The sequence below is a fragment of the Corallococcus sp. EGB genome (assembly GCF_019968905.1).
In the GTDB taxonomy this organism is placed as follows: domain Bacteria; phylum Myxococcota; class Myxococcia; order Myxococcales; family Myxococcaceae; genus Corallococcus.
The window spans coordinates 6,419,835-6,438,114 of sequence record NZ_CP079946.1; the positions used below are offsets into that span (position 1 = coordinate 6,419,835).

Annotated in this window: 20 protein-coding genes and 2 pseudogenes; 16 read left to right on the plus strand and 6 right to left on the minus strand. The window is 67.7% G+C overall.

Annotated elements, in window-relative coordinates:
• Window positions 1–30: 30 nt before the first annotated feature.
• From KYK13_RS26365 to KYK13_RS26390, 6 genes are all read left to right on the plus strand, one after another.
• Entirely contained in the window at window positions 31–714 is a 684-nt protein-coding gene (locus KYK13_RS26365; RefSeq protein WP_223634880.1) for a hypothetical protein, read from the plus strand.
• Between the two features lie 224 nt (window positions 715–938).
• Window positions 939–2,195, plus strand: a complete 1,257-nt coding sequence (locus KYK13_RS39110) for a hypothetical protein (RefSeq protein WP_304504058.1) — start codon at window positions 939–941, stop codon at window positions 2,193–2,195.
• 14 nt (window positions 2,196–2,209) lie between these two features.
• Window positions 2,210–2,929: a VTC domain-containing protein gene (locus KYK13_RS26375; RefSeq protein ID WP_223634882.1), complete on the plus strand. Its 720-nt coding sequence runs from the start codon at window positions 2,210–2,212 to the stop codon at window positions 2,927–2,929.
• A 6-nt stretch (window positions 2,930–2,935) separates the two neighbouring features.
• Entirely contained in the window at window positions 2,936–4,648 is a 1,713-nt protein-coding gene (tmk, locus tag KYK13_RS26380) for a dTMP kinase (protein ID WP_223634884.1), read from the plus strand.
• Between the two features lie 5 nt (window positions 4,649–4,653).
• On the plus strand, window positions 4,654–5,364 hold the full coding sequence (locus KYK13_RS26385) for a DUF4956 domain-containing protein (protein ID WP_223634885.1): 711 nt from the start codon (window positions 4,654–4,656) through the stop codon (window positions 5,362–5,364).
• Window positions 5,361–6,170, plus strand: a complete 810-nt coding sequence (locus tag KYK13_RS26390; RefSeq protein ID WP_223634887.1) for a hypothetical protein — start codon at window positions 5,361–5,363, stop codon at window positions 6,168–6,170. Before KYK13_RS26385 ends, KYK13_RS26390 begins: the two co-directional genes overlap by 4 nt.
• 141 nt (window positions 6,171–6,311) lie before the next feature.
• Here the strand turns inward: KYK13_RS26390 and KYK13_RS26395 are convergent, their stop codons facing one another.
• From KYK13_RS26395 to KYK13_RS39375, 3 genes and pseudogenes are all read right to left on the minus strand, one after another.
• Window positions 6,312–6,698: a DUF6086 family protein gene (locus KYK13_RS26395; protein ID WP_223634888.1), complete on the minus strand. Its 387-nt coding sequence runs from the start codon at window positions 6,696–6,698 to the stop codon at window positions 6,312–6,314.
• Between the two features lie 8 nt (window positions 6,699–6,706).
• Window positions 6,707–7,675 (minus strand): hypothetical protein, encoded by a 969-nt coding sequence (locus KYK13_RS26400; protein ID WP_223646959.1) that lies wholly within the window; start codon window positions 7,673–7,675, stop codon window positions 6,707–6,709.
• A gap of 45 nt (window positions 7,676–7,720) precedes the next feature.
• Window positions 7,721–8,470: pseudogene (locus KYK13_RS39375) on the minus strand (RHS repeat-associated core domain-containing protein); the annotation flags it as partial.
• On the opposite strand from KYK13_RS39375, the gene KYK13_RS26410 reads away from it, so the two are divergent.
• From KYK13_RS26410 to KYK13_RS26455, 10 genes and pseudogenes are all read left to right on the plus strand, one after another.
• Window positions 8,373–8,687 carry an IS66 family insertion sequence element accessory protein TnpB gene (locus KYK13_RS26410; protein WP_223634892.1) on the plus strand — a complete coding sequence of 105 codons (315 nt, stop codon included), beginning with the start codon at window positions 8,373–8,375 and terminating at the stop codon, window positions 8,685–8,687. The pseudogene KYK13_RS39375 and the gene KYK13_RS26410 sit on opposite strands and share 98 nt — an antisense overlap.
• A 4-nt stretch (window positions 8,688–8,691) precedes the next feature.
• Window positions 8,692–9,057 (plus strand): IS66 family insertion sequence element accessory protein TnpB, encoded by a 366-nt coding sequence (gene tnpB / locus KYK13_RS26415; protein WP_223634894.1) that lies wholly within the window; start codon window positions 8,692–8,694, stop codon window positions 9,055–9,057.
• Window positions 9,058–9,103: 46 nt separating this feature from the next.
• Window positions 9,104–9,670 (plus strand): IS66 family transposase zinc-finger binding domain-containing protein, encoded by a 567-nt coding sequence (locus tag KYK13_RS26420; protein WP_223634896.1) that lies wholly within the window; start codon window positions 9,104–9,106, stop codon window positions 9,668–9,670.
• Window positions 9,671–9,765: 95 nt separating this feature from the next.
• Window positions 9,766–11,358 carry an IS21 family transposase gene (gene istA, locus KYK13_RS26425; RefSeq protein ID WP_223634898.1) on the plus strand — a complete coding sequence of 531 codons (1,593 nt, stop codon included), beginning with the start codon at window positions 9,766–9,768 and terminating at the stop codon, window positions 11,356–11,358.
• 55 nt (window positions 11,359–11,413) lie between these two features.
• Window positions 11,414–12,196: an IS21-like element helper ATPase IstB gene (gene istB, locus KYK13_RS26430; protein WP_223634900.1), complete on the plus strand. Its 783-nt coding sequence runs from the start codon at window positions 11,414–11,416 to the stop codon at window positions 12,194–12,196.
• Window positions 12,099–13,061, plus strand: coding sequence for an IS66 family transposase (locus KYK13_RS26435; protein WP_223634901.1), 963 nt, complete (start codon window positions 12,099–12,101; stop codon window positions 13,059–13,061). Before istB ends, KYK13_RS26435 begins: the two co-directional genes overlap by 98 nt.
• A 25-nt stretch (window positions 13,062–13,086) precedes the next feature.
• Window positions 13,087–13,398 carry an IS66 family insertion sequence element accessory protein TnpB gene (locus tag KYK13_RS26440; protein WP_223634902.1) on the plus strand — a complete coding sequence of 104 codons (312 nt, stop codon included), beginning with the start codon at window positions 13,087–13,089 and terminating at the stop codon, window positions 13,396–13,398.
• Window positions 13,399–13,402: 4 nt separating this feature from the next.
• Window positions 13,403–13,768 carry an IS66 family insertion sequence element accessory protein TnpB gene (gene tnpB / locus KYK13_RS26445; RefSeq protein WP_223634903.1) on the plus strand — a complete coding sequence of 122 codons (366 nt, stop codon included), beginning with the start codon at window positions 13,403–13,405 and terminating at the stop codon, window positions 13,766–13,768.
• Window positions 13,769–13,814: 46 nt separating this feature from the next.
• A complete protein-coding gene (locus KYK13_RS26450; protein WP_223634905.1) occupies window positions 13,815–15,314 on the plus strand; it encodes an IS66 family transposase in 1,500 nt (499 codons plus the stop codon).
• A gap of 82 nt (window positions 15,315–15,396) precedes the next feature.
• Window positions 15,397–15,711: pseudogene (locus KYK13_RS26455) on the plus strand (transposase domain-containing protein); the annotation flags it as partial.
• Between the two features lie 49 nt (window positions 15,712–15,760).
• On the opposite strand, the gene KYK13_RS26460 reads toward KYK13_RS26455, so the two are convergent.
• The 3 genes from KYK13_RS26460 to KYK13_RS26470 form a co-directional block, all read right to left on the minus strand.
• Window positions 15,761–16,231 carry a transposase gene (locus KYK13_RS26460; RefSeq protein WP_223634907.1) on the minus strand — a complete coding sequence of 157 codons (471 nt, stop codon included), beginning with the start codon at window positions 16,229–16,231 and terminating at the stop codon, window positions 15,761–15,763.
• Window positions 16,232–16,621: 390 nt separating this feature from the next.
• Window positions 16,622–17,077 carry a hypothetical protein gene (locus KYK13_RS26465; protein ID WP_223634909.1) on the minus strand — a complete coding sequence of 152 codons (456 nt, stop codon included), beginning with the start codon at window positions 17,075–17,077 and terminating at the stop codon, window positions 16,622–16,624.
• Window positions 17,074–18,252 carry a hypothetical protein gene (locus tag KYK13_RS26470; RefSeq protein WP_223634911.1) on the minus strand — a complete coding sequence of 393 codons (1,179 nt, stop codon included), beginning with the start codon at window positions 18,250–18,252 and terminating at the stop codon, window positions 17,074–17,076. The genes KYK13_RS26465 and KYK13_RS26470 overlap by 4 nt, the downstream gene beginning before the upstream one ends.
• Between the last annotated feature and the right edge of the window lie 28 nt (window positions 18,253–18,280).

An 18,280-nucleotide genomic window follows, 5' to 3' on the forward strand; every position in this document is an offset into this window, starting at 1 on the left:
ATGAGGCAAAGCCGGAGGAGCACCTCCCTGGTGGGATGGGTCGTCGTGACCTGCCTGCTGGCCCTCCATGCCGCCGCGGCCCCCGCGCCGGATCAGATCAAGGTGGAGCGCAAGGGGGATCTGCTCTCCCTGTCCTGGCGGGACGCGGAGGACCAGCTCCAAGGCGTCCTCACCCCGGCCGTCCCCCGCCCCGGCGAGCCGCTGCGGCTGACGCTGTCGGTGGGAAACCTCCAGGGCCCGCCGTTCAAGGGCGCCGTCACGGTCGCGTTCTCCCGCGAGGGCGTGCCCGGCCAGGTGACGCGCACGCTGACGCGCGACGCCGTGGGGTGGAGCACCGAGTTCGTCCCGGACGAGGCCGGCACCTGGGACGTGGACGTGCGCTTCCTCACCACCCGCCCCAAGACGGCGCACGCGCAGTTCACCGTGAGCAGCCCCCCGGTCCCACCGTGGGTCTGGCGCATCCTCCTGGCCATCGCCGGAGGGCTCCTGCTGGTGCGGGTGCTGTATGCCGTCACGCGGCGCGGGGTGACGCCGGAGCACCCCATTCCTCCCCTGCCCCAGGCCCCGCCTCCGGAAGCCGCGCCCGTGGAGCCCGTCGCCGGGCCTCCGCCACCGGGGGCAGGCGCGACTTCCGCGACAGCTCCGTCACAGCCCGACTCCGAGGCGCATCCAGCGCCCGCCGCCCCGCCGGCGGAGCCGTCCGCTGATCGGTAACACCGCCCTTCTTACAGCCAGGCGTTACAGCCTTGTCCGGGCCCGGGAGGGAAAAATCCTTCCCACGTTGGGTCGGGTCACAGCCACGTCACGGGGCATCCACCCCTCGCGCCGCTTCCGGCTGTCCGCCAGTGCACGTCCCGGCCGCGGGCACCGGGGTTGCACGGGGGAGCGGGCAGCAGGTCGGTGGGCGTGGGCATTTCCGGGGCGGGGAGACATCGGGCATGGGCGGGAAGGGGCTGGAGGAGAAGGGGTGGCGGCGTGGACTGCTCGTCGCGGTCCTCCTCGGCCTGCCGGCGGTCGCGGTCGCGGCGCCGGAACCGGACGAAGACGCGGTGACGGACGGCGCGGACCAGCCGCTCCAGGTGTCCGGAGACGACGACGCGAAGCCGCTGGACGGCGCGGTGGCGCAGGCGATGCCAGCGGGCGCTCAGGGGCCGGTCGTCGGTACGGCGGACGCGGTGACGGAGCCGGGCGCGCCGGTGCCAGACGCGGCGGTGCCGGGCAAGAAGAAGAAAAAGAAGACCGCCGGCCCCGAGGACACGCTGGGCGAGGCGCCGGCGGAAGCGGACAAGGTGGACGACCAGGGGGCGCCCCGGCAGCGGATCCGCGTGTTCGGCCGGGTGTTCGCGCGCGCCGCCGCAGACGAGCGCCAGAAGTACGAGCGCGACCTGGGCATCGCGTCCGCGCGCGTGGGTGTGGCCGCGTCGCTGTCCAACCTGGACGCGGAGGTGAGCGCGGATCTCGCGTCCAAGACGATCCTCAAGGACGCGTTCGTGCGGCTATCGGACGACGACAAGCGCCTGCGGCTGTACGCGGGCCGCTTCAAGTCGCCCTTCCTCCAGCGCTCGCAGGAGTCGGCGTGGCAATTGCCCCTCCAGGCGCGCGGGCTGGTGGAGGACTACCTCACGTCGACGAACGACCTGGGCGGCCGGCGACTGGGCGTCATGGGAGAGATGCGCCTCAAGCAGGCGTGGGGCCTGAAGCTGTCCGCGGGCCTCTTCCAGGGCGGTGAGGACGCCATGGGGAAGCGGCTGAGCGAGGACGGCTCCGCGAGGCTGAGCATCCGCCCCTTCAAGTTCCTCACGCTGGGCACGAGCACGTACCTGACGCAGGTGCTGGACGGGACGAAGCAGTACGCGACGGCGGCGGACGCGGAAGTGACGCTGTGGGGGCTGTCGGTGGTGGGCGAGGCGGCGGCGGGCCGGCTGGCGTTGGGGCCGTTCCGGTCGCAGTCGGTGCTCGCCTATTGGACGGTGCCGGTGGGACGCCGGGGGTGGGCGGTGCAGCCGGTGGTGGGGGCGGAGGCGCTGCAGTTGCAGGGCGGCATCCAGGCCCAGGGACACTCGATGACGGGGGGCTTCAACGTGTTGTTGGCGGATTCCTTCAAGGCGCAGGTCCAGGCGGAGCGGGCGCTCCGGCCGGGGGATGTGGCGCCCGCGCTCGAGCTGTCCGTGCAGCTCGCCACCCGCTTCCGATGAGGAGACTCCAGGACATGATCTCGTTCGCGGAAGGCGAAGTGACGAAGTTGCGGCGTGAGTTCAAGCGCGTGCTGGAGGCCTCCGACGCGAAGGCGGTGTGCACGCGGCTGTCGCAGGAGCTGGGGGGCTATCGGCCGCCGCCCACGCGCATCGTGTCGGTGTACTTCGACAAGCCGGGCTGTCCGCTGGCGCGGCGCGCGCTGCTCACGCCGGACGACTGCCTCAAGGTGAGGACGAAGGAGTACTCGCCGGACGTGGGCGCCGCGGGCCGCGAGCGCGTTGTGCTGGAGGTGAAGCGCGAGCACCGGGGGCTCACGCAGAAGCGGCGCGTGTGGGTGCCGCGCGCGGAGCTGGGCCGGGCCCTGACGGGCGGCGTGAGCCTGTTGCCCCTCATCGCGGGGGGCAGCCTGACGCCGGTGCTGGCGGTGACGTACCGGCGGCACGTGTACCAGGTGTCGATGGAGTGGCGCGTGACGGTGGACCGGGACATCGGCTTCCACGCGGTGTCGCCGGAGCTGGCCCTTTCGCCCACGGCGCTGTCGGTGGAGCGGCTGGGGCTGCCCGCGTGGGAGGACTCGCGGGTGGTGGTGGAGGTGAAGCACCTCGGGGCGTCGTTGCCCGGGTGGCTGGCGGCCCTCAATCCGGGGGGCGCGCAGACATACAGCAAGTTCGCGGAGGGCATGGCGCGGGTACATGCCTTCACAACAGATGGCGTTGGGGTCGTAGGGGGTTAGGGCACCGTGTTCATCGATTTCGAAGGCATTGACGGCAGCGGCAAGACGACGCTGTCCAACCTGCTCGCGTCCCGGCTGAAGCGGCTGGGCTACAAGGTCGCGCACGCACGCGAGGGGGGCGAGCTGCAGTCGCCCACCGCGCGGCGCATCCGCGAGCTGACGCGCGACGCGAAGCTGTTGGAGATGAGTCCACGCGCTGAGTTCTTCCTGAACCTGGCCCGCGACGCGCAGCAGTTGGAGGAGGTCATCGCGCCCGCGCTGAAGCGGGGCGAGGTGTGCATCACCGACCGGTATCTGTACTCGCAGCTCGCGCTGACGGGCGGTGGGCGGGGCCTGAAGGAGGCGCAGCTGTTGCCCGCGTGCGAGCTGGCGTCGCAGGGGCTGTGGCCGGACCTGGTCATCCTGGTGGACGTGGACCCGGATCTCGCGCGGCTGCGCAAGCGGCTGGGCAAGGTGCAGAGCGGCAAGGTGAACGACGCGGACAGCCGCAAGGGCCTCGTCGGCGCGGGGCTGGCGGTGCGCGTGCGTGAGGCGTTCCTGGCGCAGGCCCGGAAGGATCCGGCGCGGTGGATCATCCTGGAGAACAATGATCAGCCGCTGCGAGTGCTGGAGCAGCGCCTGGTGGAGGCCGTGGTGGCGCGGCTGGAGGGCCGCGAGCAGCCGGTGCAGCGGCTGGTCCCCGCCCCTCCCCCGCCGATGCCGGGCGTGGCGTCGGTGGACGACGTGGAGGAGCGGTTCTTCCGGGCGGTGGACGGCCTGGAGGCGCGCGAGCCGCAGCTGGCGGCGTGGCTGCTCAACGGCATTCCGGGGCTGCCCGCGCACCAGCGCCGGGTGGCGTACGCGGAGCGGTTGCCGGGGCTGGTCGCTCGCAGCCTGAATGGACTGGATGACGACACGTCGTGGACGCTGCGCGAGGTGCTGGCGCCAAGTGTGCCGGTGGACGTGGCGGAGGGTCTGGGGTTCGTGACGTCGCCGCGCTCGCACGCGCTGCGGCAGCGGCTGTACGCCCCGGCGCCGGCGGCGGTGCTGGAGGGGCTCAAGCGCCAGGACTCGCCGGAAGCGTGGGCGCTGCGCGAGCGCGGCGTGAGGGACGGGCACCTGGCGGCGGTGCTGCTGGGCCTGGCCGGCGTGGACGGCGAGGAGTCCTGGGTGCTCCGCGAGGCGGGCATGCAGCGCAAGCTGTACACGGAGGTGGCGCGCAGCCTGGGCGGCCTGACCACGGAGCGCGCGGAGGCCCTGCGCGAGGCGCTGATTCCGCACGACCGGCTGGCGGTGCTGAAGAGCACCACGGGGCTGGAGACGCCGGTGGCGGTGGGGTTGCGCGAGCAACTGGAGAAGGGAGCGCTGAAGCTGGTGCTGCGCTCGCTGACGGGCGTGGACACGCCGCGGGCCTGGGCGATGCGCGAGCGGGGTGTGCAGTCCACCAAGGAGGCGTTGGACTCCGTGGACGGGATGGACTCGCCGCGCGCGTGGAAGCTGCGGGCCTCCGCGGCGCGCCGGTGGCCGGCGACGGTGGTGTCGTCGATGAGGGGGCTGCCGCTGGTGGCGGAGACGCGGGCGCTGCTGGACCGCATCCTGGAGGAGCAGCCCGGGAAGCTGCCGGTGCTGCGCAACGCGTACGCGGTGGTGGCGCACGCCCGGGCGCTGGAGCACGCGCAGCGGCCGGCGCGGGCCCTGGCGGAGATGCTGAGCGTGGACGCCGGGCGGCAGGAGGCATGACGTCCATGGAGGGTCCATTCGGAGCGTTGTTCCAGGACGTGGAGCAGGAGCTGTCGGCCCTGTCGATGGGGTCCATCCTCCCCCGGCTGGTGGCGGCGGCGCTGATTGGCGCGCTGTTGTCGTCGCGGCCGTGGCGGATGTTGACGGGCAAGCCGCTGCCGAAGGTGGAGATGGTGCAGGCGCAGATCCTGCTCTGCGCGGCGGCGGCGGTGATTACGGCGGTGATTGGCAACAGCGTGGCGAAGGCGTTCGGGCTGGTGGGCCTGGGCGGGTTCGTGCGGTTCCGCTCGGGGCTGAAGGACCCGAGGGACGCGGCCATCCTGTTCCTGGTGATTGGCCTGGGCATGGCGTGTGGCCACGGGAACCTGGTGGTGGCGCTCGTGGGCACGGGGTTCGTGGCGACGCTGCTCTTCTTGCTGGACCTGTTCGAGAAGAAGGCCATGGCGACGAAGGACGCGAAGCAGCGGCTGGTGGTGTCCGCGCAGGCGGACGACCTGGTGTGCGCGGAGGCCACGCTGAGGGCGGCGCTGGGGGAGCGCAACGTGCTGGTGAAGAGCTGCGCGATGGACTTCTCCGCGCGGCGGGTGGAGCTGGAAGTGGAGGAGCCGGAGCCTGGAAGCCTGGCGGCGGCATTGGGACGGACGGAAGGGGCGCCCTTGCGGGGCCTGCGGTGGACGGCGGTGAGCGCGAAGGGCGCGCGGGAGGAGCTGGTATGAAGTTCAGGAAGCTGGCGGTGCTGTTCGCGGCATGCGGGGCGCTCGCCGCCTGTGGGGGTGGCGGAGGCAGTCTGCCCAAGGGGAATGATCCGGGCGCGCCCACGACGAATCCGGACGGTTCAGTGGACCTGCCTGGCAACGCGGTGGACCCCGACAAGGGCGGCGGCACGAAGCCGGATCAACAGGCGGAGATGACGACGCTCTGGCCGCTGACCACGGGCTCCACGTGGACCTACCGCATCACCGACGACGTGGAAGGCGTCTTCAACAAGGTGGTGACGGTGCAGGGCCCGGAGACGGTGCCGGGCACGACGATGTCCGCGGTGAAGGTGCACAGCCGGCAGGACCGCACGAAGTCCGGCACGGTCTACGAAGAGAACTCCTGGCAGTTGGAGCTGACCAACGGGCTGGTGGTGCGCCTGCGCGAGGAGGACATCCTGGACGGGCTGCCCTCGAAGGCGACGACCTGGTCCCCGGCGATGATGAAGTCCCTGGCGACGATGCCGGCCTCCGTGCCCTGGGAGCACCAGGACCAGGTGCGGGAGCTGATCACCTACGCGGCGGGCGGAACGGAGGGGAAGGACCCGAAGTACGTCTGGAAGGTGCTGGAGAAGGACGTCACGGTGACGACGCCCGCGGGCACGTTCACCAATGCCATCAAGGTCCTGCGCGACAAGCTGAAAAAGAACGGCGAGGTGAAGGAGGAGAAGTCACGCACCTACTGGCTGGTTCCCGGCGTGGGCAAGGTCCGCGAGGAGGGCGAACGGCTGGAGGAGCTGCTGTCCTACGACGTGAAGAAGTCGTAGGTCGCTGATTCATCTGGATGGGATTGAGGCCCGGGTTGGCGCGAGGGACGCGCTGGCCCGGGCCTTCGTTTTCGACTCTAGAAAGCGCGATCGATCAACATAGCAAATCTCAACCAACCCCACCGAAACAGCGTCACTACATCAATCAACAAGCCCCTCATAAATAGGCCCCACCCAATATTCACCAGACACCAGCACCTCTCCCCTGCGCGCAAGACGCCTCGTATCCTCCTTCATCAAAAACACAACCTTCGGAACACAAGCCACAAGAATTCCGTACGCGATCGCAAACCCCCCCCCCATTAGGCTCTTGGCCGTCTCACTCATCCCTGAATCCAACTGTTTCACGAGCGCCAAGACAAATGCCCCAAGCAGCACAGGATCAATCTCCACTTCATCAGAAACAATCTCACCAACACCACTCTCAATCCCCACCGCCTCCTCCAAGGCTCGCACCTGAGAAACAAAAAGCCGAGCCATTCTAAGCGATGGATTCCACACCACACTATCTTGCCACTGGAAAAGCACCCCCACATCTACCTCCATCGAATCCGTATTTCGACATTTGGATACTGTTCCCGAAGAACATCTACAGCAGCCTCGATAGCACTCCTAAACTCAGGCGTAACCGGATCTGTAAAATCCAACCCCACAGGAGCGTTTTCATATCCCGGCAATTGCCGTCTTGCCATGATATATTTCTCAATTTTCCCGTCCTCTCCAAAGAGGTGTCGTTCTGCCCACGCAGCAGGGTCTGGCTCCATGCCACCACCAGCCGACTTCCTCTCCCAAAGGACTCCCTCCTCAATACGATCAATATCAGTGATTCTGTTTCCGGTAGCAGGATCATACACATCATGATCAACCGCCCCCTCATAGGGTGGCTGGGTTACGTTCTTAGGCTTTTTAGGTGGGAGATTTTTTGCCTTGTGTTCGGCAGCTCCCTTCCACGGCCTATTCTTACCCATCTGCAGGGGCTGAGAAGAATCCGCCAGAGTTTCTACGCCCTCAAGCGTGCTCAGGGAGCCCTTGGGAATACCTGCGTGAACCAAAGGTGGGCCAGGATGATTGAAGTTCGCAAGATTCGCAAGCGCACGTTCAATACTAACCCTCGCACCATGAGTTTCCAGGAGAGAATCAACGACTGTCAGCGCCGTTGCGGGCAGTTTTTTGCCACACGCACGAGTAAACTCCTCCGTCAGAACGCTAGTCTCAGCCAAATAGCAGTAACTAGCCGTCTCCTTGAAGTCGTCACCGGTGGTGACAATTGACATCTTAAACGCATATTCCGGCCCATTCGACAGATAATCCAACGTGGCAAGCCTGGCCCACTCTTGCTCAATCCTACGTTTGCGCGACCTGTCGTAACTCCAGTCCTCGTTAAAAGCACCTAGAACAACAGTCTCGTCAGAGAAGAGTGTAGTCAGGTCTTTAACCAGCGGTCGAGAAAGCCACATCGAGCCATTGACAAAACCAACAGCCGCCCCGTTAATACTTTCACCCATCGCACTCCAGCAACTTCCCCTCCAAATACATGTTCCTTGAGGGTCGGTATATCTGAGCGGATTCCCGCGAACATAGAGCCAAGGACCCAACTCATTTGGAGTAGCCAGGAAAGCGTCCGCCGCAGTCGGATCTTGCGACAAGAACCTTCCTGTCACCGAGTCATACCAACGCTGCTGGGCGTACGTCAGTCCCGCTTCCGCATCCCACGCGTGCCCCGTGTATCCGAGGCTGGACTGAGTGGATGCTGGAGCCGTATCGTCGCGATAATTACCCCAGGCGTCATACCGGTGCTGGCTACTTGCGTCGGCCGCGTAGCGCCCCACCGCACTGCCCAAACCATCATGAGCAATCCGTTCGGCGCCCACCGCTACTGCCATCCCTCCGCCGTGAGTGTAGAGCAGCGCGGGCTGTCCTGCCAAGCGTTCCTCCACCAGCGCGCCACCGGCCCATAGGTATGTCGACGTCCGAGCACCCGTCGTCCTCTCCACGCGCAGGCCGTCCCAGCCGTACTGGTATTGCGTCGTGACGCTGCCGCCCTCCCCTTGCATTTCGGGAACGACCGTCACCTTCGTCAGACGCCCTGCCGCATCCCAGCCGTAGGTCTTGCCGCCGCTTCCGCGCTGCTCGTAACCGTCCGGCCAACGACGTGCCGTGAGGGATTGCTGGGGTAGCGGGGCGCGGCGGACGCTGCTGGGCATGGCGAAGCAGGTGGAGAAGCCGGAGTGGGCGCGCATCGCGGAGGCCTTTGAGGCGAGCGGGCAGACGCAGCGGGAGTTCGCGTTGGCGCACGGCATGCGGCTGAGCACGTTGCAGTCGTGGGTGTACCGGCATCGGCGGTCCGCTCCATCGCGAGCGGAAGCCGTGCGGCTGTTGCCGGTGCGAGTGGCGAGCGCCCCCGCGGCGCCGGAGTCCCTGCTGGAGGTGGTGGCCACGAGCGGAGCGCGGGTGCGATTCGCGGTAGGCACCGACGTGGCGTACGTGGCCCGGCTCGTCGCCGCGTTGGGGCGCTGAAGCGATGTTCGCCCTGCCTGCGTCGGTGCGCGTGGTGCTGGCGGTGGAGCCGGTGGACATGCGCAAGTCGATTGACGGCCTCATGGCGCTGGTGCGCGGCGCATGGGGCGAGGACGTCTACTCGGGGCACCTCTTCGCCTTCGTCTCCAGGCGGGGCGACCGCATCAAGGTACTGACGTGGAGCCGGGGCGGCTTCGTGCTGCTGTACAAGCGGCTGGAGACGGGCCACTTCCGGCTGCCGCCGGTGGACGCGGGCGCGCAGGCGGTGACGCTGGACGCCACGCAGTTGGCCATGCTGCTGGACGGCATCGACGTGGCCCAGGTGAGGCGCCAGCCCGCCTGGACGCCTCCCGGGCGTCCGGGCACCTGACGTGCCCGGCCCGGGACACGGCGCGGCGGCGGGGTGTTGAAGCCCGGTGCCCCGTGAGCTTCCCCAAGACCACTTCTGCCCCTGGCGCGAAGAGGCCGAAGAGCTCAAGGAGCGCCTGACGTCGCTGGAGGCGAAGATGGCGGCGCTGGAGCGTCACGTCTTCGGCAGGAGGACGGAGAAGCTGCCGACGGTGGCCGCCGAGTTGCGTGGAGCCACGGACTCGACGGCGGCCCAGGCCGAGGCCGCGAAAGAGAAGCGGCAAGAGAGAGCCGCCCGCAAGGCCGAGGGGGCCCCGGCGCGGGAGATTCGCCACGCGGTGCCGGCCGAGGAGCGCCACTGCCCGGCGTGCGGCAGCGAGGACTTGAGGCCCCTGGGCAAGGGCAAAACCTCGGTGGTGTACGAGTACGTGCCCGCCCGCTTCGAGAAGCAGGTGCACGTGCAGGAGGTGCTGGCGTGCGCGTGCGGCCGGGGCGTCGTCACCGCCCCGCCTCCGGCCCGGGTGGTGGACAGGGGCGAGTACGGCCCGGGCTTTCTCTCCCACGTGGTGACGTCCAAGTGTGTCGTAGCTCGGCGTAACAGGTCCTCCGGAGTTCGGCGAACCCGGTCGGGGTGAGTTCGGCCAAACCGGTCCGCACCGGTTCGGCCAACCCGGTCCCCCGGGCGTCCCGCCGACAGGCCACGCTGGCTTCCCTTGGAAAGGGAAGTGGCGTGAGTAACCGGAGAGTGGAGATGGACCGGCTGCAGGAATTGGTGCGGTTGCACCGCCTGGGCACGCCCGCGCGGCAAGTGGCCCGGGTGCTGCGCATGGGCGTGGACGTGGAGCGCAGCTATCGGCGCGTGCTGGAAGCGGCGGGGCTGCTGCGAGGCGACGTGCAGGTGCTGCCCGAGCTCGAGGTGCTCAAGGCCGCAGTGCTGGCGGGGCGGCCCGCGGCCCCGCCAGCGCCCCAGCAAACGTCCAGCCTGGAGGCACACCGCGCCCAGGTGGAAGCGTGGGTGGCGAAGGGACTGCAGCCACAGGCCATCTTCACCCGGTTGCAGATGGAGGCGGGGGTGCCGGCAGGCAGCCTCTCGGCCGTCAAGCGCCTGGTGGGCAGCGTGCGTCGGGCCCAGGGCGTGAGTGAAGAGGACGTCGCCATCCCCGTGGAGACGGCCCCAGGCGAAGTCGCGCAGGTGGACTTCGGTGAAGTGGGCCGATTGTACGACGCAGACGCAGGGACTCTGCGTCGCGCCTGGGTGTTCGTCAGGGTGCTCGGCTACAGCCGCCACCTCTTCGCCACGGTGGTTTTCGACCAGCGTGTGGAGACGTGGCTGCGCTGCCACGAGGCCGCCTTCACGTACTTTGGCGGGGTGCCCCGGTGCGTGGTGCCCGACAACCTCAAGGCGGCGGTGGTGCGCGCTGCTTTCGGGGTGGACGGGGAGCGGGCCCTGCAGCGCAGCTACCGCGCGCTGGCGCGCCACTACGGCTTCATCGTCGACCCGGCCCCTCCTCGCGCCCCTGAGAAGAAAGGCAAGGTGGAGGCGGGCGTGCGCTACGTGAAAGGCAACTTCTTCGCCGGGAGGGCCGGAGAGGACGCGCGCGAGTGCGAGGCCGCACTGCAGCGCTGGCTGCGGGACGTGGCGTCGGTGCGCGTGCACGGCACGACGGGGCGTCAGCCGCGCCTCCTCTTCCAGCAGGCCGAAGCCGAGGCGCTGCGTGCGCTACCGGCGGCCGCGTGGGCGCCCGAGGTGTGGCACGAGGCCCGCGTGCACCGCGACGCCCACGTCATGTACGGCCGACGGCTGTACTCAGTGCCGTGGCGTCTCATCGGCCAGCGCGTCTGGCTGTGCGTCACGGCCTACGACGTGCGCGTGTACGCCCAGGACGAGCGCGTGGCCACCCACCCGCTGCGCGGCGAGGGCCACCGCAGCACCGTGGAGTCCCACCTGCCCGAGGCGCGCGCGGCCCTGCGCCACCGCAGCCGCGGCCACTGGGAGACACGGGCGGCCCGGCTGGGCCCGCACACCGAGGCGTACGTGCGCGCCGTCTTCGACGCCGATGACGTCCTCAGCCAGCTGCGCTGCGTGCAGGCCATGGTGGTGCACCTGGAGGGCTTCCCGCGCGAGCGGGCCGAGGCCGCGTGCCGCCGGGCGCTGCACTTCGGCAACCTGCGCTACCAGGGCCTCAAGGACATCCTGCGCCGCGGCCTGGACTTGCAGCCGTTGCCCCAGGACGGGCACCTGGCCCTCGCCACGCCCGCCGCCACGGCTGCGTCGCCGGCGCCCCGCTACGCGCGCGACGTGCGCACGCTGCTGCTGCGTTAGCGCCCCCTCCTCGCTGTCCCTGCAGTCCCACCCCGCTCAAGGAGTGTCCCGCCGCATGAGTACCTATGACGAGCTCGTCCCCGTGCTGAAGAAGCTGCGCCTGTCCGGGCTGCTGCAGTCCCTCGAGGTGCGCTGCCGCGAGGCGGCCGACGCCAACCTGTCGCTGACGGAATTCCTCTACCGACTCCTGGCCGACGAGGTGGAGCGCCGCGACGGCAAGCAATTGGACGTGCGCATGCGCCGTGCCGCCTTCGAGCGGCCCAGCACCCTGGAGGACTTCGACTTCTCCTTCAACACCTCCGTCCCTCGCACCAAGGTGCTGGAGCTGGGCACCTGCGCCTTTGTCGAGCGGCAAGAGAATGTGCTGGTGGTGGGCCCGGCGGGCGTCGGCAAGAGTCACCTCGCCCAGGCGCTGGGGCAGCGAGCTTGCCGCGCCGGCCACGCCGTCCTCTACGTGAGCGCCCACGACATGCTCACGCAGTTGCGAGCCTCACGCGCCGACAACGGCTACGAGCGTCGCCTCCTGCGCTTCACCACGCCAGCCCTGCTCATCGTCGACGACCTCGGACTGCGGCCCCTTACGGGTGAGGAGGGCATCGACTTGTACGAGATTGTCCGCCGTCGCTACGAGCGCGCGGCCACTTGCATCACCTCCAATCGCGCCTTGGAGGAGTGGCCGCCGCTGTTTGGTGACGCACTGCTGGCCAGCGCCGCCATGGACCGGTTGCTGCACCACTCCCATGTCCTCACCATCGAGGGTGACAGCTACCGTAACCCTCCGCCCGCCAAGCGCACCCGCGCTCCGCGCGCGGCCCAGGTCGAGACTGCCGCACGCTGACACCTGGCGCAGCCCCTGCCGGACCGGTTTGGCCGAACCCGCGCGGCCCACTCCGTCGCAATTCCTGGGCGCTTCACGTCCGGACCTGGTTGGCCGAACCGAACAGCGACCTGCTTGGCCGAGCCTTGACACCAAGTGCGCGGACGCCATGCCCCTGCACCGGCTGGCCCAGCGGGTGGAGAGAGGCGGCGTGCCCATGAGTCGCAGCACCCTGACGGACCTCTTCCACCAGGCCGCCTCGGTGCTGCGGCCTCTCTCGCAGCACCTCTTGCAAGTCATTGCCGCCGCGGACGTGGTGTGGGCCGACGAGACGCCTGTGCGCGTGCTGGACGTGAAGAAGACGAAGCAAGGCTACCTCTGGACTTTCCTCACCCAGACGCCCGAAGGGCAGTGGCTCCTGGGCTACCGCTTCAGCCTGGGCCGCGCCAGCACCACGCCGAAGGAAGTCCTGGGCGGCACCCGGGGCGTCCTCGTCGTGGATGCCTATACCGGCTACAACGCGGTGACGCTGCCCGAAGGGCGCGTCCGCGTCGGGTGTTGGGCGCACGTGCGACGGCGCTTCTTCGACGCGCTCCCCTCCGCGCCCGAGGCCCGCGAGGCCTTGGACTTCATTCTGGCCCTCTACCGGGTGGAGGCGCTGGCCCGCGACGCGGGCGTCGTGCGCACCGACGCGCACCGCGAGCTGCGCCAGCAGCAAAGTCTCCCCGTCCTCACTGCGCTGCGTGCGTGGATTGAATCCCAGGCCCCACGCCACCTGCCCAGGGGCCCCATGGGCCAGGCCCTCTCCTACGCGCTGAAGCAGTGGGACGCCCTGACGCGCGTAACCGTCCGGCCAACGACGTGCCGTGAGGGATTGCCGGGGTAGCGGGGCGCGGCGGACGCTGCTGGGCATGGCGAAGCAGGTGGAGAAGCCGGAGTGGGCGCGCATCGCGGAGGCCTTTGAGGCGAGCGGGCAGACGCAGCGGGAGTTCGCGTTGGCGCACGGCATGCGGCTGAGCACGTTGCAGTCGTGGGTGTACCGGCATCGGCGGTCCGCTCCATCGCGAGCGGAAGCCGTGCGGCTGTTGCCGGTGCGAGTGGCGAGCGCCCCCGCGGCGCCGGAGTCCCTGGTGGTGGTGGCCACGAGCGGAGCGCGGGTGCGATTCGCGGTAGGTACCGACGTCGGTTACGTGGCCCGGCTCGTCGCCGCGTTGGGGCGCTGAAGTGATGTTCGCCCTGCCTGCGTCGGTGCGCGTGGTGCTGGCGATGGAGCCGGTGGACATGCGCAAGTCGATTGACGGCCTCATGGCGCTGGTGCGCACGGCATGGGGCGAGGACGTCTACTCGGGGCACCTCTTCGCCTTCGTCTCCAGGCGGGGCGACCGCATCAAGGTACTGACGTGGAGCCGGGGCGGCTTCGTGCTGCTGTACAAGCGGCTGGAGACGGGCCGCTTCCGGCTGCCGCCGGTGGACGCGGGCGCGCAGGCGGTGACGCTGGACGCCACGCAGTTGGCCATGCTGCTGGACGGCATCGACGTGGCCCAGGTGAGGCGCCAGCCCGCCTGGACGCCTCCCGGGCGTCCGGGCACCTGACGTGCCCGGCCCGGGACACGGCGCGGCGGCGGGGTGTTGAAGCCCGGTGCCCCGTGAGCTTCCCCAAGACCACTTCTGCCCCTGGCGCGAAGAGGCCGAAGAGCTCAAGGAGCGCCTGACGTCGCTGGAGGCGAAGATGGCGGCGCTGGAGCGTCACGTCTTCGGCAGGAGGACGGAGAAGCTGCCGACGGTGGCCGCCGAGTTGCGTGGAGCCACGGACTCGACGGCGGCCCAGGCCGAGGCCGCGAAAGAGAAGCGGCAAGAGAGAGCCGCCCGCAAGGCCGAGGGGGCCCCGGCGCGGGAGATTCGCCACGCGGTGCCGGCCGAGGAGCGCCACTGCCCGGCGTGCGGCAGCGAGGACTTGAGGCCCCTGGGCAAGGGCAAAACCTCGGTGGTGTACGAGTACGTGCCCGCCCGCTTCGAGAAGCAGGTGCACGTGCAGGAGGTGCTGGCGTGCGCGTGCGGCCGGGGCGTCGTCACCGCCCCGCCTCCGGCCCGGGTGGTGGACAGGGGCGAGTACGGCCCGGGCTTCCTCTCCCACGTGGTGACGTCCAAGTGCGCGGACGCCATGCCCCTGCACCGGCTGGCCCAGCGGGTGGAGAGAGGCGGCGTGCCCATGAGTCGCAGCACGCTGACGGACCTCTTCCACCAGGCCGCCTCGGTGCTGCTTCCTCTTTCGCAGCACCTCCTGCAGTGCATTGCGTCCGCGGACGTGGTGTGGGCCGACGAGACGCCCATGCGCGTGCTGGACGTGAAGAAGACACGCCAGGGCTACCTCTGGACCTTCCTCACCCAGACGCCCACGGGCGAGTGGCTCATCGGCTACCGCTTCAGCCTCGGCCGGGCCAGCACGACGCCCGAGGACGTGCTGGGCGGCACCCGGGGCGCCCTCGTCGTGGATGCCTATACCGGCTACAACGCGGTGACGCTGCCCGAAGGGCGCGTCCGCGTCGGGTGTTGGGCGCATGTGCGGCGTCGCTTCTTCGACGCGCTGCCCACCGCGCCCGAGGCCCGCGAGGCCTTGGACTTCATTCTGGCCCTCTACCGGGTGGAGGCGCTGGCCCGCGACGCGGGCGTCGTGCGCACGGACGCGCACCAAGCGCTGCGCCAGCAGCAAAGTCTCCCCGTCCTCACTGCGCTGCGTGCGTGGATGGAATCCCAGGCCCCACGCCACCTGCCCAGGGGCCCCATGGGCCAGGCCCTTTCCTACGCGCTCAAGCAGTGGGACGCCCTGGCGCGTTTCGTCTCTGACGCGCGTCTGCCCTTGGACAACAACCGCTCCGAGGCGGCGCTGCGCAAGGCCGCCCTGGGCCGGAAGAATTTCCTCTTCGTCGGCCACGAGGCCGCAGGGCAGAACCTCGCCGGCCTCTACGCTCTCGTCGCCACCTGCGAGGCCAACCAGGTCAATCCCGAGGCCTACCTCGCGGATGTCCTGTTGCGCGTCCAGACGCACCCGTACTCGCGCATCGGTGAGTTGCTACCTCACGAGTGGATGCGGCGACGCGCCGCTGACCCGCCCGAGTCACCCCTCCAGCCCAGTCCCTGACCAACTCGCTCCTCGCGGCGCTCGCTGAGCACGGTCGTGGTCCGTCTTCAATCCTTCCGGCACGTCACTGGCCGGACGGTTACTGACGCGCTTCTCTTCCGACGCGCGTCTGCCCTTGGACAACAACCGTAGCGAGGCCGCGCTGCGCAAGGCCGCCCTGGGCCGGAAGAATTTCCTCTTCGTCGGCCATGAGGCCGCGGGCGCGAACCTCGCGGGCCTCTACGCCCTCGTCGCCACCTGCGAGGCCAACCAGGTCAATCCCGAGGCGTACCTCGCGGATGTCCTGCTGCGGGTGCAGACGCACCCGAATGCGCGCATCGGTGAGCTGCTACCCCACGAGTGGAGGCGGCGACGCGCCGCCGACCCGCCCGCTTCGCCCCTCCAGCCCAGTCCCTGAACAACTCACGCTCCTCGCGGCGCCCGCTGAGCACGGTCGTGGTCCGTCTTCAATCCTTCCGGCACGTCACTGGCCGGACGGTTACCGAGAGGAAGACGCCCACTTGCGCGTTCTCCACCTTGCCCGCAGTGCCTGTGTACTGGCGCGCGACGCCCACGGACTTCTCTCCCTTCTTCAGGAAGCCCGTCTCGTCCACCGCGAGAATGCCGCCTTCCCCCAGCGCCCTGCGTGCGTACTCCAGCACGTCGTCGCGCACCGCATCCGCGTCCCACTTCGCACGCAGCAGCAGGTTCTGGAAGGCATAGGGCGCTCGATGCCCGGCCTCCTCCGAAAGGCCCCACACATTCTTGCGCTGCGCTCGCCCCAGCAGGGCCTTCACGTACTCGACCGCGGTGGCATGCGCCTCGCGCCTGCGGAAGTGCGGCTGCAGCCACGCGCCGACCGCTTCCAGTTCCGTCGCGAGACGGCCAACCAGCCGGACTTCCGGTGCCTGCGCTTCTGTAGCCGATGGCTGCTGCATGGAAAGACTCGCTCCTCCCCCTCCTGTTTCTTCAACAGGAGGAGGTCTGCGGAGTCTTCCGAACTACAGCTGTAGGATTAGCAAACCAACAAAGCCGCACATCACACATCATGCAGCTCAACCTACCGAGAAGATCCCGGCGCCATCTACAACCCCCATCGAATTGTTGCAACATGAGCCAACCTACTTAGTGCGGAGAAACAGCGACGCCACCCCTCCATTTGGAGGAATCGATTATTAGGCATCGCTCAACACGCAAGCACACACCACTCGCCCATCACAACACACGCAACAAATCAACATCAATATCTTCGCGACACAGCAAGCAAGGAACCCTCAACAACAAGCCACAACAGATGCACCACAGGGGCCACGCCAACACCCAACACCCTATTCAGTACTTTTCTTCAATGCCCGTCTCCTTATCACTTCCGCCCATTCCCGGTAGCTTCTCCTGAGCATTGGTCGCACCGACTCCTCACTCAATGCATTCAAGGCATCCGCCAGGGCCATGGAGTCACTATTGTGCATCCACAATTCAATGCCATTATAAACATCATGCGCATATTCCTGACCCGCCAGAGGATAAAGCCTCGCCATTAAATACCCCGCAACACAAGGCTCCACATCCATGGCAGCCTCAAGAAGCGACATAACACGTCGCACGAGCTCATAATCTTGCGCGTGAAGCCCGACTTGGTCCTTCAGCGCCTTAAATAGGAACGCTCCCGCCCCTTCACTAATGACCTGAGCAGCCGCCGACAGCACGTCGGCGCTATGTGGATCCTCAATCAACTCTGCGGCCACGAGCCGAATGAAGTCTTGATCTTCAACATTCTTGCTCATGGCTGAATCGGAATGTGGGCCCTAGCGGGATCTGTTGTTTTCTTTGCATCATCATCAAGAGTCGTCGCGCGCCTGTTGTTTGAAAAGTTTCCGCGATTATTTGTCTCTGCAGTTGGAACAATCTCCTTATGCGCGTGTGGCACCTCGTCAGCATATCCTCGCGGAGGCGTGCGTTCGGTGGCCGGGTCAATGCGGACAACTGCCGTTTGCCCTTTCGGCATCTCTTTGGTCCACACTTTACCACCGCCTCTCCCTTCAGTGGAGGAGAACCCGCGCTTTTCCAAGTCCCGCTCGATGGATGCTGCCGAACGCCCCTCTAGCCGGCCCAAGCCGCGGAGTTCCTGCTGAGCACTCTTCGACCCTGCCATCAGCACCGGTTGAGAGGACGTCGCCAAATCATCAACGACTCCGGGTACTGGCATGCCATACCCAGTCGAGGTGACCCCCATCTCATTGGGTGCAATCCGGGCCTTGAGCCAAGTGACAAAATTCTCGGCAGTTGCTCCTGGGGGACCAAACGTCTTGAGCGTCCGATAGCTCTCATGGGCCGCGACGACACCGAGCGTGATATTTGAGAGCCCGTAGAGACCTCTGCCGAAGTCGCCCTGCTGGAGCGCGTAACTCATTTGAGTTCCGCCTTCGTGAATTCCGGCGTACGCGCCAACAAGTCCCAGCACAGACAGCGTCAGTTCACCAGCCGTCCCGGCGGCCCCAAGAGCCTGCCCCGCAGAGCCAAGCGTCGCGCCATTGATGCCTGCATTCCACGACCGTGCGTAATCAATCTGATCCCAATAAGTGACACGATTCGGATTGGCATAGGTCTGCTGCCCCATGTCCGACACGAAGCCCATGCCAAACCCTAGAGACAAGCCCTTTACACAACCCGCAGGACCAGCCACAGCGCACCCTGCAGTCACCACGACCACTTTGGAGTTCAGTTCCGCGCTCCACCGATCAGCCTCCAAAGCAACTTCCATGGCGCGCCCAGAATCACACCAAGGATCGCTGTCGCCGAAAGTGCTTTTCCAAAAGCAAACCCAGCAAATCGAATCAGACACGTGACCCGGGTAACCTTCAAAACTACTCTCGCCTGTCGGGTCCGTAAACAAAAGCGGATTGTCCCGAGCATAGAGCCAGGGATTAAGTTCCGTAGGTATTGCCAGATAATTCCACATTCCCAATGGATCGCTAGAGCGCCGAACA